General features: G+C 65.8%; 16 protein-coding genes. All 16 read right to left on the reverse strand.

Annotation, left to right across the window (positions count from 1 at the left end):
- Positions 1–14: 14 nt before the first annotated feature.
- Positions 15–1334 (reverse strand): flagellar hook-length control protein FliK, encoded by a 1320-nt coding sequence (locus HZB53_13850; GenBank protein MBI5878729.1) that lies wholly within the window; start codon positions 1332–1334, stop codon positions 15–17.
- A gap of 36 nt (positions 1335–1370) precedes the next feature.
- Complete coding sequence (flgB, locus tag HZB53_13855; protein MBI5878730.1) at positions 1371–1775, reverse strand: flagellar basal body rod protein FlgB; 405 nt, start codon at positions 1773–1775, stop codon at positions 1371–1373.
- On the reverse strand, positions 1775–2254 hold the full coding sequence (gene fliJ, locus HZB53_13860) for a flagellar export protein FliJ (protein ID MBI5878731.1): 480 nt from the start codon (positions 2252–2254) through the stop codon (positions 1775–1777). The genes flgB and fliJ overlap by 1 nt, the downstream gene beginning before the upstream one ends.
- 111 nt (positions 2255–2365) lie before the next feature.
- Complete coding sequence (locus tag HZB53_13865; protein ID MBI5878732.1) at positions 2366–3700, reverse strand: FliI/YscN family ATPase; 1335 nt, start codon at positions 3698–3700, stop codon at positions 2366–2368.
- Between the two features lie 11 nt (positions 3701–3711).
- Positions 3712–4470, reverse strand: coding sequence for a hypothetical protein (locus HZB53_13870; protein MBI5878733.1), 759 nt, complete (start codon positions 4468–4470; stop codon positions 3712–3714).
- Positions 4463–5488 (reverse strand): flagellar motor switch protein FliG, encoded by a 1026-nt coding sequence (fliG, locus tag HZB53_13875; protein MBI5878734.1) that lies wholly within the window; start codon positions 5486–5488, stop codon positions 4463–4465. The genes HZB53_13870 and fliG overlap by 8 nt, the downstream gene beginning before the upstream one ends.
- Positions 5489–5521: 33 nt before the next feature.
- Entirely contained in the window at positions 5522–7132 is a 1611-nt protein-coding gene (gene fliF / locus HZB53_13880) for a flagellar M-ring protein FliF (GenBank protein MBI5878735.1), read from the reverse strand.
- An 8-nt stretch (positions 7133–7140) separates the two neighbouring features.
- Positions 7141–7458, reverse strand: coding sequence for a flagellar hook-basal body complex protein FliE (fliE, locus tag HZB53_13885; protein MBI5878736.1), 318 nt, complete (start codon positions 7456–7458; stop codon positions 7141–7143).
- Positions 7459–7475: 17 nt separating this feature from the next.
- A complete protein-coding gene (flgC, locus tag HZB53_13890) occupies positions 7476–7922 on the reverse strand; it encodes a flagellar basal body rod protein FlgC (protein MBI5878737.1) in 447 nt (148 codons plus the stop codon).
- A gap of 11 nt (positions 7923–7933) precedes the next feature.
- Entirely contained in the window at positions 7934–9241 is a 1308-nt protein-coding gene (locus HZB53_13895; protein MBI5878738.1) for a hypothetical protein, read from the reverse strand.
- 151 nt (positions 9242–9392) lie between these two features.
- On the reverse strand, positions 9393–10427 hold the full coding sequence (locus HZB53_13900) for a chemotaxis response regulator protein-glutamate methylesterase (GenBank protein ID MBI5878739.1): 1035 nt from the start codon (positions 10425–10427) through the stop codon (positions 9393–9395).
- Positions 10428–10433: 6 nt separating this feature from the next.
- Entirely contained in the window at positions 10434–10910 is a 477-nt protein-coding gene (locus HZB53_13905) for a chemotaxis protein CheX (GenBank protein MBI5878740.1), read from the reverse strand.
- The gene (locus tag HZB53_13910; GenBank protein ID MBI5878741.1) at positions 10907–11287 is read right to left on the reverse strand and encodes a response regulator; all 381 of its coding nucleotides are present in this window, start codon (positions 11285–11287) and stop codon (positions 10907–10909) included. Before HZB53_13910 ends, HZB53_13905 begins: the two co-directional genes overlap by 4 nt.
- Positions 11288–11318: 31 nt before the next feature.
- Complete coding sequence (locus HZB53_13915) at positions 11319–11798, reverse strand: chemotaxis protein CheD (GenBank protein ID MBI5878742.1); 480 nt, start codon at positions 11796–11798, stop codon at positions 11319–11321.
- Positions 11799–11826: 28 nt separating this feature from the next.
- Positions 11827–12636 carry a protein-glutamate O-methyltransferase CheR gene (locus HZB53_13920; protein MBI5878743.1) on the reverse strand — a complete coding sequence of 270 codons (810 nt, stop codon included), beginning with the start codon at positions 12634–12636 and terminating at the stop codon, positions 11827–11829.
- Between the two features lie 191 nt (positions 12637–12827).
- A partial coding sequence (locus HZB53_13925) for a CZB domain-containing protein (protein MBI5878744.1) occupies positions 12828–13473 on the reverse strand: 646 nt, incomplete at its 5' end.

The raw sequence follows: 13473 nt of genomic DNA on the forward strand, positions 1-13473 counted from the left end.
TAGTTCCTCGCTTGTCAGGCGCGATAGTCCACCGCGCCATCGGCGCGGTAGAGCGCGGTCACAATGTGGGCGTCCGGCGGCGGCATGCCGCGCAGGCCGTCGCCGCGCGGCGGCGCCCCGTGAGGCGACCCACCCTGCGCGCCGGCGCGGCCATGCGCGAACTGCGGCGGCTGGTCGCCGACGAACACCTGGAAACTGGTCTGCGACATGCCGTGCTCGGCGAGTGCGGACCGCAACGCGGGCAATTGCGTCTCCAGCACGGCGCGCACGGCTTCGCTCGCCGCGCCCAACTGCACTTCCAGCCCGCTGCGGTGCGCGATTACCTTCACCTGCAGGCTGCCCAGCGACGGCGGATCAAGCACGATGCTAACTTCGGCGGGCCGGTGCGCCACCGCGCGCAAGACGGCGCCAGCCACCTGCGAAGCGAGCGACAGCGGGGCGGCATCCGCGCTCTGCGCCGCACTCTCTGTAATGCCGGATGTTGTAACGGCGGCGGTCAGCGAGGCAGCTTGCACGGTGTCCCCGGACTCGCGCGCGGGTCGCTCGGCCGCTTCGGCGACGGCCGACAGCCGCCGCGCTTTGAGTTCCGGCGCGACGGGCGCCACCGTGCGCGACGCGCCGTCAAGCGATGGCAGGCCAGCTTCAACGCGCCGGTCCGCTTCCGTCTGAGGCCGTGCAACCGGTATCTGTGCGTTGAGCTGCGCGATCACTTCCAGCTCGGCTACAGGCAGCGCAGCAACCGCATTCGGTGGCTCACTGCCAGGCACCGCGCTCTGTGTTGCTGTGTCAATCAACGACGCACCCAGATTGCTATTGACAAACAGCGGCAAACCGGACAGGGTCGCGCCGGCCGCTGGCGGAAGATTCGGCCCGGCGATGGGGTTCGCGCCGCCGCTCGACACGGCATCAATGGCCTGCGCCAGCAACGGATTGATGCCGCCGGATAGGTCGGCCACCACGGCCGCCTTCGGCACATTTACCAGAGACAGGAACGGCATGGCGGCCAGTGCCAGCGCCGCCGGGTCGTCAGCGGCCGAATCGGACGGCCGCGGCATCGGATCGGCCGGCGCCGGATTGACGACAGTGCCGGGCGCCTGTTCGCCGGTCGCCGCCGGAGATGGCAAAGTCGCCGGTCCCGCCAGCGAGAGCCCGCGCAGCCATTCGGACAGCGCCGGCGTGATGCTCGTGGCCGGCAGCGGCGTCACGGCCGGCTCGCCGCTCAACAACGTGGCGAGTTGCGCCTGAAATACGCCATCCTCTCCTGTCTTCGCTTGCCCCATATCCATGACCGGCAGGGCCGGGTTGGACATCAGAGTCGAATTGATCAGTGCCATCGCTCGCTATGGTCCTGTGTGCACTATGCCGCGTTGTCAGCGCTCGGCGATGGCCGCGCGCAAGGTAGCCAGTTGTTTGCTGGCGAGCTGCGCCAGCGACTGGAAGCGCAGAGAGGTTTCGGCCAGTTCAACCATCTCTTTGTCGACGTCCACGCTGTTGCCATCGTTGCGCAGGGTCAGGTTCGGGCGCTGGGCGACCTGCGGGTCGTCGAGCGCGGCCAGTCCCAGGTGCGCGTCATGGGTGCTCACCAGGCGCAGCTCGGCGGACGACGGATCGGCGACGCGTTTGAGTTCATCCTCAAACGATACGGTCGCCGCCTTGTAGCCGGGCGTATCCACATTCGCCATGTTCTGGCCGATCACCTGCTGGCGCAACGAAAGACCGCGCATGGCGACCTGCAAGACATCGAGCGTGCGTGAATTCAAGATTGGGTCGGGCATCAGGTGCCTGCCTGTTCCACCGTGGCATCGCCGTGGCGCCGCCGGTAATATTGCGATATGGCGAGATCGTCGTTGAACTTGGCGTCGGCCACCGCCAGTTCGCGCTGGCGGGCCGCCGCAGCGCGCTCTTTCAACCGCGCCAGCACCTTGACTTCCTTCAAGGCGTCGGACACGCGCTCGCGCAGGGCATCAACCTGCCGGTCGAATTCGGCCAGCACGCGCCGCTGGCGGGTGATCTCAATCTCCAGGCGCTCGATGTATGCTTCGTAGCGCCGCAGTTCCTCCAGGCGCAGCACACCGCGCTGGCGCGCGCCGGCCAACACGACGTCGCCGCGCTGGCGCTCGGCCTGCAACGCCGTCAGAACGGTCGCCGCATCGGCCTGGATATGCAACAGCTTGGCTAACTCGAAGCGCAACTCTTCGAGCAAACTCTCCTTGACGGAAAGGACCGGCTGCAATGTGAAGTGTGGGGTCGCCATAGGATTTGCTACTTACGGGACTACTATATCCCGATGCAACGCTTGCGTCAGTAAACGCACCGTGTGCCTTGTATAAGGTTTGCGTAAAAGTCCGAGGGATTGTGTTACTTGTTATGCGGCGATTTTTAGCAGGGCGTCGGTGGTCGTTTCGTAGTCGCAGTGCTCGTCGGCGCGCTGCTGAAGGAACATCCGAATGACCGGCAGCAATTTCAGTGCGCGGTCGATCTGGGGATTACTGCCATTCCGGTAGGCGCCGATGTTGACCAGGTCCTTCGCGTGATCGTATGTCGCCAGCATTTCGCGGATGGCGCCGGCCGCATCCTGGTGTGCGCGCTCGGTGATGGCAGGCATGACACGGCTGAGGCTGTGCAACACATCGACCGCGGGGTAATGGTGTTCGGCGGCCAGGTCGCGCGAGAGCGTGAGGTGCCCATCCAGAATGCTGCGCACCGTGTCGGTGATCGGCTCGGTCAGATCGTCGGCCTCCATCAGGACCGTGTAAAAGCCGGTAATGGTGCCCGTCTCGGAGGTGCCGGCGCGCTCCATCAGTTTGGGCAGCAAGGCGAACACCGAGGGGGTGTAGCCTTTAGCGGCAGGCGGCTCGCCGACCGCGAGGCCGATCTCGCGCTGGGCCATGGCGAAGCGCGTGACCGAGTCCATCATGAAGTTGACGTCCAGTCCCTGGTCGCGGAAATACTCGGCAATGACGGTAGCTGTCCACGCGCCTTTGAGCCGCAGCAGGGCCGGCTGGTCCGAGGTGGAGACGACGATCACCGAGCGGCGCAATCCGTCTGCGCCGAGGTCGCGGCTGATAAACTCCTGCACCTCGCGGCCACGCTCGCCGATCAGCGCGATGACGTTGACATCGGCCTTCACATGGCGGGCGAGCATGCCCAGCAGGGTGCTCTTGCCGACGCCGCTGCCCGCGAAAATACCGATGCGCTGCCCCTTGCCGACCGTCGTCAGTCCATCGATCACGCGGACGCCGGTCACCAGCGGCTGGTCAATCGGGCGGCGCTGCAGGACGTGCGGGGAGGTGTTGACTGTGGGGCGGGTGTGGCCGCTGCCGACCGGCCCGCCCTGATCGAGCGGCCGCGCCAGCGCGTCGAGCACGCGCCCGAGCAAGTTCATGCCGACCGGCACCGCGAACGGGGAGCCGCTGGCCTCGACAATGCTGCCGGGCTGGATGCCCTGCATTTCGCCCAGCGGCATCAGGAGGGTGCGCTCATCCTTGAACCCGACCACCTCGGCATGCACCTGCCCCTGATTGTCGGGGTGGAGAATGGTGCACATTTCGCCGATCTGCGCGCTGATGCCGCGCGCCTCGATCACCAGCCCTACCACCTGCGTGACGGCGCCGCGGCTGCGGATCGGGTTCACTGTTCGCAGCAGGTTCTGATAGCGCGCCAGATCGGGCAGTTCAACGTCCTCAGCCGGTCGATCCATCCAACGCCCGCTCACGAGCGCGCCGGCGTTTCTGCGTCGGCGGCGCCGTTAAAGGTTTCGCGGATGTTCTTCAGTTGCGTGTCGATTTGCGCGTCAACGCGCCCGAACGGCGTCTCAATCACGCAGCCGCCGAGACCGACGCGCCGGTCGGCCACAATCTCGAAGCTGCGCACGCCGGAACTGGAACTGAGCGCTTCCTGCCAGGCCGCCTGCAACTGCTCTACGTCCCGCGGGTTGACGCGCACCACAATGCGGTCGACCCCGCTCACCTGCTCGATAGCGCGCGCGGCGATCTGCGCGACGACGCGCGGGTTGATCTCGACCTGCTCGTCGAGGATCTTCTTGGCCACGGCAATCGCCAGCTCGACAATCGTCGGCTCGGCCTGCGCGATCAGCTTCGCCTTGCTGTCGGCCGCAGAGGCCGCCATGCGCAGCACGCTTTCCAGTTGCGCGCGCGCTTCGTCCTGCGCGGCGGCCAAACCGTGCGCGTGGCCCTCGGCAAACCCGTCGGCGACCGCCGCCTGGCGCATCCGGTCCCCCTCGGCGCGCGCGGCGGCGATGAGCGATTCGGCGCGCATTTTTGCATCGCGTACCAGCGCCTCGGCCTCGGCCTGATAGGCGCACAGGACATCCTCGCGGCTCGGCAGCGGCGGGTCGTCCGGCGCCGGCGCGGCGTGCGGGTTCGCCGTCCGCACGGGCGCGGGTGACGCCGGCTGCACGACCTGCAGTGCGCCCAGGTGGACATGCCCGCCCTTGACGACCCTAGACAACGAACTCTCCCGAATCGCCGCGCATGATGATAATCTCCTCGGACTCCTCCAGGCGCCGGATGACGTTGACGATGCCGCCCTGCGATTCTTCGACCGTCTGCAGGCGCACCGGCCCCATCATTTCGATCTCTTCCTGTAACGTCTGCGCCGAGCGCTTGGACATGTTCTTCAGGATCAACGTCTTGACCTGTGCACTGGCGCCCTTGAGCGCGATGGCGAGGTCTTTCATATCCACTTCGCGCAGCACACGCTGCACCGACTTGTCGTCGAGCATGGTGATGTTCTCGAAGACGAACATCTTGCTGCGCACTTCCTCGGCCAGCGGGCGGTTGGCGCTGTCGAGCGCTTCGAGGATGTGCTTCTCATTCGTGCGGTCAACGCGATTGAGCACCTTGACGAGGTATTCCACGCCGCCCGCCTGCGAGTAGTCCGCCGTCAGCACCGTCGAGATGCGGCGGCTCAGGCCGCGTTCGACTTCCGCCAGCACTTCCGGGCTGGTGCGGTCCATGGAAGCGATACGGGCGGCCACGCCGGCCTGCAGATCGGGTTCCAGGTAAGACAGGATGCTCGCCGTCTGCGGCACCTTCAAGTGCGACAGAATCAGCGCGATCGTCTGCGGATGCTCTTCCTTCAGGAAGTTGGCCAATTGGGCCGGGTCGGCTTCGGACAGAAAGTCGAACGAGTTGCCGCGCTTGGTGATCTTGATGCGCTCGAGCAGTTCTTCCGCGCGATCCGAACCGAGCGCCTGCGTCAGCATCTCGCGCGCGTATTGCTCGCCGCCGCGCAGCATGTATTCCGTGCTCACCGCGAGCTCATAGGCCTCGGACACAACCTCCTCGTGAATCGAGCTGGCCACCGAATCGACGTTGGCCACTTCCGAGGCGATGCGCTCGATGCGCGTCTCGTCGAAGTGCCGCAGGACTTCAGCCGAAAGGACGGGGCCCAGCTTGAGCAGGAGAATGGCGGCTTTTTGCGCGCCGCGCACCTCCACCTTGGCCGAATTGACTGCATTACTCATGGCGTCTTCCCGGGCCGGATCGGAAACCGGCGGCTATTTAGCGTCTTCTTTGAGCCACTGCTCGATGACTTCGGCTACCGCTCCCGGACGCGTGCGCGCCAGGTGGTTGAGCTGCGCCTGCAATTGATCGCGGCGCGTGTTGGACGGATTCAGCGCTGCCGCGCTGAACGCCGGCTCGCTGATGGCTGCGCCGGGGCCGCCGCTGGCGCCCGCCAGCAGCGGCGCGTCGCTCTTCTCGATGATCACGGGCGCCGGCATGCGCGCCGGAGCCAAACTCATGAACGTGCGGCGCATGAAGAAGAACACGCCCAGCGCGGCCAGCCCCAGCAGAACGGCCTTGCCGATGTTGAAGATCAACTCCTGCTGGTGCGCATCGTCCATGCTCTTGGTTTCCTGGTCGTAATACGAGCGGTCGAATGCGGCGCTGCTGACGCTGACGATGTCGCCGCGCGTTGCATCGGCGCCGACGGCCGCCGTGATCGATTCCTTGAGCGCGGTCAACTTCGCCGCGTCGGTCACGCCGTCCACAATCACGGAAACCGACAACCGCTCGACCTTGCCGGGCATCGCCACGCGCTTCGACGTGACGCGCGACAGATCGTAGTTGGTCGTGGATTCGAGACGCTGGTACGGCGAGCCCGTGGCGCCGGCCGTGCCGCTGACCACCGACTGGTAGGTCGGCACATTGGAACTGACACCCGGAATGCCGCCGGGCGCCGCGCCGGCCCCGTAAGTCTCGCTCAGTACGTGCGCGCTGCGGATCATGCTGCCGGTCGTGCCCGCCGGCGCATACGACTCGGTGCTGGTTTCCAGCTTATCCCAGCCCATGGTCGCGCTGACGCGCACCACCGCTTTGTTGGGCCCCAGCACGCGCGCCAGCATCGCCTCCACCGCAGACGCCGCCTGCTGCTCATAATCGCGCTGGGCCGCCAACTGCGTCTGAGTCACCTTCAAGTCGCCATCCGAGCCGCCCGCCAGGCCACTGGACAGCATGTTGCCCTGCGTGTCAACGAGGGTGATCGCCTCGGGTCGAAGCCCTTCCACGCTGCCGGCGATCAGGTTGGTGATCGCCTGCACCTGGCCGGCGTTCAACCGCAGGCCGGGCTTGAGCTTGAGCACGACCGAGGCGGTCGGCGTTTTCTTCTCCTGCGCGTACAGCGTCGGCTGCGGGATGACGATGTGCACGCGCGCGCTGTCGACGGCCGCGATGGCGCCGATGGTGCGTGCCAGCTCGCCTTCCAGGGCGCGCTGGTAGTTCAACTGCTGGGTGAAGTCGGTCATCGCCAGGCTGGGATTATTGAACAGTTCGAAGCCCACCACGCCGCCCTGCGGCAGCCCGGCGCTGGCGGTGCTGAGGCGCACTTCGTACACCTGCGCGCTGGGTACCTTGATCGTGGCGCCGCCATCGGCCAGTTGGTACGGGACGTTGGTTTCCTTCAGCTTCTTCACGATGGCGGCCGCGTCGGTCTCGCTCAGGCCGCTGTACGCGACCGCGTAGTCCGGCATACCTGACCAGATGCTCACGCCGACCAGCGCCGCGATCGCCAGCACCACGATGGCAATGGCGAGCAGGCGCTGGGCGCGTTCCATCGTCTCCCAGCGCTTGAGGAACTCTTGTTGGATCTGCAGCAGTCGCGGGTTCACGGTTCAGCCTAGACCTGCATACGCATGATTTCTTGGTACGACTCGACGACTTTGTTGCGCACGGCCACGGCGAACTGCATGCTGAGGTTCGCCTTCTCGGCCGTCATCATCACCTGCGCAATGTCCGCCGATTCGCCGGCGGCCAGCTTCTGCATTGCGCTGTCGGCCTCGAGTTGCGTGCTGTTCAGCCCTTCCAGCGCGTGCGAAATGGTTTGCCCGAAGGAGTCGAGCGCGCCGGGCGCGGCGGCGCGCGCCGGCGCAACCGCCTGCGTGGCGGCCGCCGTTTTGAGGCTGGCAGTAATAGCGGAAATGCTGTTCAGGCCCATGGTGTCTCCCAAGACGGCTATCGGCCGATCTCAAGCGCTTTGAGCGCCATGCCCTTGATCGCGTTGAACACGGTGGTATTGGCTTCATACGAGCGCGTCGCGGAGAGCATGTCGGTCATTTCGGTGGCCACGTCTACGTTGGGATAGGTCACGTAACCCTGCGCGTCGGCGTCGGGGTGGTTCGGCTCGAAGCTCACGACGCCCGGCGAAGCGTCCTCGACGACGGCGACCACGGCGACGCCCGCGCCTTCGGCGACCGGCGACTCGCGGTGCATGAACGCGGCGAACATCGGGCTTTGCCCCTGCGCCTGCGGGCGGAACACGACCTGCTCGCGCTTGTACGCGCCGCCTTCGGCGGTGCGCGTCGTCTGCTGGTTGGCCATGTTGTTGGCGATGACATCCATGCGCAGCCGCTGCGCGGTAAGCGCGGAGGCGCTGATCTTCATGCTCTCGAACAGTCCCATGCCGTATCCTCCTAAACGTCCATTTGCTGGAGCGCCTTGACGATCGGGCTGGTGCCGCCGGGCTGGAACAGCGCGTGCGCTGTGAAGTCCCTGTCGCGGCCGCCGCCCTCTTCATTGGCGATGATCCAGTAGGTGTACGCGAAGTAGTTGGGCTCACGCTTGCGCAGATAGCGATACGCGTCGGTGACGATGCGCACCTGCTCGTCGGGCGTCACGCTCTTGCCGGGGTAGATGCCGCCCTCGGTGCTGATGACGGGCAGCGCGCGGCCCAGCGCGCCGCGCACAATCGCATCGGCGTCGCGGAACTGCAGGTAGTTCGCGCCATAGTTGTGCAGGCTCAGCCAGGCCGTGTCCAGCAGGCTGCTCTCGCCGCGCGCCCGCAGCGCGTCGAGCGACTGGCGCAGGAACTGCTTGTCGTCGACGTCGCCCTGCGGGCTGAGTGATCCAAAGCCGGGCAAGCCGCCGCCCGCAACCACTGCTTTGGCGGCGGCAGACCACGCATCGAGGTACCGCTTCACATCCGGCGCGTGGCCGTTGTTCTCGAACTTCAAGTTCGGCTCGTTGTAAAGCTGGAAATAGCTGACGCCCATCGCCTTGTAGTGCTTGACCATCGCCGTCAGGTCGCCATCCACGGGTGACAGGCCGGTCGTGTGCACGCGCAGCACCGGCATGATGCCGTTCTTGACGAGTTGCTGGACGAGGTAGTCGTTGTCGCCGATGTTGGCGCCGTCGTTCAGGAAGACGGCCCACGAGACGCGCATGTCGCGCATCTCCTTAACGAAGCGATCGACCACGTCGGGCGCGGAGTGGGTCGTCGGTACCCAGTGCATACCGCGGCCGCTATCGGCAGGTGGACGGGGGTAATCGGCCAGCGCCATCGCGCTACCGGAGGCTATGGGCGCCGGCACGACCGCCGGCGCAGCGATTGGCGCGATGTCGGCCAGCGCAGCCATGATCGACGCGGGCGTCAACGCGGCCAGCGCCGCTGTGCCCGGTGCGCGAGCGGCCGGCTGACTGGCCGACGCCGGCGCCGCATAGCCGCCGCCAGGCAGTTTCAGCGCAGGCTGGTAGAAGCGTCGGGGTCCCGACGCATCAAGATTGACAAACGCCTGGAAGCGCGGATCGGTGCGCAGGTTGGAGCGCGGAACGTAGGTGGACAGGCCCAGCGCGCGGCCCAGCAGCGCGCCAAACAGTGGCGCACCGCCGTTGGCCGCCGGCGCAGGCGTACTGCGCGCAGCGCCGGACGATACGCCGGTGGCGCCGGGCGCCCGCGTCGGCTCGATGCGGGCGGGAGGGAGGTCGTGTTTGGGGTCGCCCATGCTAACGGTCTTTCACCAATCTGACTGTGAACGACTATAGCATGGAGACGGTTATGGTTCAGTAAACGATCTGTGAGATTCGTGTAAAGAGAGCGTATATCGGCCGCCGGCGGCCAAACTGTGTAAGCATTGCGTAAAGAAATGCGCCGAACTAGAAAAAGCTCAGAACGCTCTGGGACACATCGTTGAGCGGCACGACCATCTCCGCGGCGCCCAGTTGAATGGCCTCTTTGGGCATGCCAAACACCACACAACTCTTTTCGTCCTGTGCCAGCGTCCGCGCGCCGCTCTGGCGCATGGACAGCAGCCCTTTGGCGCCGTCCGCGCCCATGCCGGTCAGAATCACGCCGACCGCGTTGCGGCCGGCATGGCGCGCAACCGACTGGAACAGCACGTCGACGCTGGGGCGCTGGTGATGCACCGGCGGGCCATCCTTGATACGCACGACGTAGCGCGCGCCGCTGCGCTCCAGCACCATATGATGATTGCCGGGCGCCAGCAGCACCAGTCCCGGCGTCACGTAGTCGTTATCGCGCGCCTCGCGCACTTCGAGCTGGCAGTTGTGGTTCAGCCGCTCGGCAAACGTCTTCGTGAAGTTCTCGGGCATGTGCTGCACCATGACGACGCCGGGCATGACCGCCGGCAGGCCGCGCAGCACCACCTCGATCGCCTGCACGCCCCCGGTGGACGCGCCAATGGCCAGCACTTTGTGCGTGGTCTCCAGCGTCGCCGCCGGCGACAACACCGGTGCGCCTGCGGCGACCGGCACGCCCGCCGGCGCCAGCCGCACGCCCACCTGCGCGCGCGCCGCCGCGCGGATGGCGTGCAGCAGGCGCATCGATACGTTCGGCACCGAATACTGCGAACCGGGCTTCGGCACCACCTCGACCGCGCCGAGTTCGAGCGCGCGCAGCGCATTTTCGCTATTGGCCGGCGTCAACGAACTGACGACGATGACCGGCAGCGGGTGGTGCTTCATCAGCTTGGCCAGGAACGACAAGCCATCCATGCGCGGCATCTCGACATCCAGCGTCAGCACGTCGGGCTGGAGCTCGACGATCATATCGCGCGCCATGTACGGGTCGACCGCGCTGCCGACGACGTTGATATCCGGGAACTGGGACAGCTCTTCCGTCAGAATCTTGCGCACGACGGCGGAGTCATCCACAATAAGGACGCGTATCATGGCAGTCTACCCTGTGAGGCGCGACAACGCCTCGGCATCGCCGATCAACAACAGGTCTGCGCGGCCTTCTTCGAGGCCCAGGCAGGCACGGGCCAGTGGCGCCCACGCCTCGGGCGCCGTGGTCGCCGAGCCGGCGACCACCTGCGGCGCGGCCAGGCGAAAGACATGCTCGGCGCCCGCCACCTGCGGCAGCAGGTTACCGCAGATCACGTTGCCGATCTCGCCGAACGAGTCGTACTGCTCCGCCCGCGGCAACTGCTCGTCGGCCCCCAGCATATTGGCCGCGAGCTGCGGCAGCAGATTGCCGCACAGCGTGATGATCAACTGCCCGGCGAAGGGCCCCTCGAAATTGACCTGCGCGGTCGCATCAGCCACGGCGTCCTGCTGCTGCGGTTCCAGTTCCGGCGACGGGAAGAAGAACACGAGGTCTTCGAAGATCTGGGCCGAGACCTCAAAGAGCTGGCGATCCAGGGTATCGCTCATTGCGGTTTCTCCAGGAATTTTTTCAGCGTGTTGCGCAGGCTCTCCGGCGAAAACGGCTTGTGCACAAAGCCGGCGCCTTTCCGCATCAGGCTGTTGATGCGCGTGTCGCTGCTTTCGGTGGATACCACGACGACCGGCATGTCGGCCGTCTCCGGGTTCGCGCGCAGGCGGTCGAGCAGCTCTTCGCCGTTCATGACCGGCATGTTGATATCGACCAGCGCTAGATCAATCCAGTTGTTGTCGGTCAGCGACAGCGCTTCGACGCCGTTGGCGGCTTCGAGCACGGTGCCGAGCGGCATGCCGCTCAGGCGCAGCGTCTTGATGATAATCGAGCGCATCACCGCACTATCGTCCACTACCATGACATTGTAGGCCACAGCAACCCTCCTTCACACCGCGACTGAGGTCTCAAAGCGCCGTCGTCGTGCCATTGATACGCATCTGCACCTCGCCAGACCCGACCTGCAGGGTCATGCCGCGCGAGGTGGTGCCGCCCACATCATACGCGTCCAGCAGCACGCCGTTCTTCCAGAGCAGCTTGCGCAGTGCGACGAAGTTGCGCTTGCCAATCTGAAAGTAGTCTTCGCGGTCGCCGCCGGTCGACGCGCCGCCGGCCACTTTGACGATCAGGCGCGACTTCTGCGCCCCGGCCTTGTAGCAGTCCAGGAACAGGCGCGGGACGCCCGTGTCCACGAACATATACGGGTTGGCGGCGGCCTTGGCCAGGTCAATGGTCGAGTCGGGCAGCATCACATGCAGCATGCCACCCACGCACGAAACGGGATCGTAGATCGTCAACCCCAGGCAACTGCCCAGTGCGTGCGTCACAATTTCATCATCGCGGTTAGCGGAGATGATCATATCGGCGATGCCCACGATATGCTTCACAATTACCCCCAAAGTGCGGGTGCCCCGGTTACTTGACGTACACGGCCGGCTGCACGTAACGGAACGAGCTGCCGGTGGCTGTCAGACTCTCGGAATGGCCCACAAACAGGTAGCCGCCCGGTTCAAGCAGATCCCAGTAGCGCTGCACCAGCGCGCGCTGAGTCGCCTTGTCAAAGTAGATCATCACATTGCGGCAGAATATTGCGTCGAACGGCCCCTTCATCGGCCAGGCGTCCATCAGGTTCAGATGGGCGAAGCGCACGAGCGCGCGCACCTCCGGGTTGACCTGCAGACGGGCGCTGTCGGCATCCACCGGCCGGAAGTACTTGCGCGCGGCGCCGACCGGCGTCTCGGCTAACTGGTCGGGCGCGTAGATTGCTTCGCGCGCCCTGGCCAGGATGCGGGTCGAAATGTCGGTCGCCAGGATGCGCGCGTCCATGCGCGCGATGTCCGGCCAGGTTTCCATCAGCACGATCGCCAGCGTGTACGGCTCCTCGCCCGACGAGCAACCGGCGCTCCAGATGCGCAGTTGCCCGCCGCGCGCCTGCCGCATGAGCGGCAACTGGGCGCGCAGGAAGTCGAAGTGCGCCGACTCGCGAAAGAAGCTTGTCTTGTTCGTCGTCAGCAGGTCGAGCATGGTCGTCAGTTCCGCGCCCGTCGCATCCCGCTCGACATAGTCGATATACTGCGTGAACCCGCTCAGCCCAAGCACGCGCAGGCGCTTGGTCAGCCGCGTCTTGACCAGCCCTTCCTTGCCAGCCGGGAGATTGATACCGCTAAGGCGGTATACCATCTCGCTGATGCGTTTGAACTGACCGCCCGTCAGTTCGACCGACATGAGATCGACTTCCATGCGACGTTCCTTGGTTGGCATTCAGGTTGACGAGGCGTAGCGCGGATGAATCGGCCTGCTCGCGCGATGCATCCGTGCGGACGCCTCGCGCGAGCAGGATGTCCGTCACGCGCCCGCGATCAAACAACCGGGCAGAGTCCTTCCAGCCCGCAGCACGATGCCCGCTGATCGTCGGGTCACTTCATCGCGCTCTTCCACGCCAGCAGTGCGCGGGTGAGCCTGGACGAGATCGCCGCATAGTCGCTTGAAGCGCCCATCAGCCGCTCGGCTTCGGCTTTGTTGCCAGACAGCGCAAGCTGTACGATCCGCGCGGCCGTCTTGTGGAACTCTTTGTGAAGTTCCAGGACCTGCTGGGCATACCCGGCCGCTTTGGTCGCTGCGGGCAACCCGTGCAACCATTTGCCGAAGGCGCACTGGTTGTCCATGGCGATCTTCTCGACCGGGGTATCGATGGTCCCGTCGCTAATCGCCTGGTAGATGCGCATCTTCCATTTGGCATGCGCATCGATGGCCGCGTCTATCTCTTTGATTATGAGCGCCAGGTCGTCGGGCGTGATGGTGATCGGCGCTGCCTTAACACCGACGGTTACGGCCGGTCTGACCCGCAGAGCGGCGACCTCGTCCTCATCCAACGGGATCCAGCCGGCCGCATCCGGCGTCGCCGCCCGATGCCCGTTGCCGTTGCCCCCCACCTTCGTCATACCCATCCGGGCCGGTACCCGCACCGCCACCGACGCCTTGCGCTGCAGCGGCGCCACCGCCCGGCTCGCCGGCGCCTTCACCACCCCGCCGCCCCGCACCGATACCCCGCTCAACACGAAC

Source organism: Chloroflexota bacterium (assembly GCA_016235055.1).
Classification (GTDB): Bacteria; Chloroflexota; Anaerolineae; order JACRMK01; family JACRMK01; genus JACRMK01.

What these genes read in the sequence shown, in the direction of transcription:
- fliE (MBI5878736.1), bottom strand. Translation starts at nt 7,458, where the DNA reads ATGGGCCTGAACAGCATTTCCGCTATTACTGCCAGCCTCAAAACGGCG.
- HZB53_13900 (MBI5878739.1), bottom strand. Translation starts at nt 10,427, where the DNA reads ATGATACGCGTCCTTATTGTGGATGACTCCGCCGTCGTGCGCAAGATT.
- fliJ (MBI5878731.1), bottom strand. Translation starts at nt 2,254, where the DNA reads ATGGCGACCCCACACTTCACATTGCAGCCGGTCCTTTCCGTCAAGGAG.
- flgC (MBI5878737.1), bottom strand. Translation starts at nt 7,922, where the DNA reads ATGGGACTGTTCGAGAGCATGAAGATCAGCGCCTCCGCGCTTACCGCG.
- fliG (MBI5878734.1), bottom strand. Translation starts at nt 5,488, where the DNA reads ATGAGTAATGCAGTCAATTCGGCCAAGGTGGAGGTGCGCGGCGCGCAA.
- flgB (MBI5878730.1), bottom strand. Translation starts at nt 1,775, where the DNA reads ATGCCCGACCCAATCTTGAATTCACGCACGCTCGATGTCTTGCAGGTC.
- HZB53_13865 (MBI5878732.1), bottom strand. Translation starts at nt 3,700, where the DNA reads ATGGATCGACCGGCTGAGGACGTTGAACTGCCCGATCTGGCGCGCTAT.
- HZB53_13920 (MBI5878743.1), bottom strand. Translation starts at nt 12,636, where the DNA reads ATGTCGGTCGAACTGACGGGCGGTCAGTTCAAACGCATCAGCGAGATG.
- HZB53_13895 (MBI5878738.1), bottom strand. Translation starts at nt 9,241, where the DNA reads ATGGGCGACCCCAAACACGACCTCCCTCCCGCCCGCATCGAGCCGACG.
- HZB53_13905 (MBI5878740.1), bottom strand. Translation starts at nt 10,910, where the DNA reads ATGAGCGATACCCTGGATCGCCAGCTCTTTGAGGTCTCGGCCCAGATC.
- HZB53_13850 (MBI5878729.1), bottom strand. Translation starts at nt 1,334, where the DNA reads ATGGCACTGATCAATTCGACTCTGATGTCCAACCCGGCCCTGCCGGTC.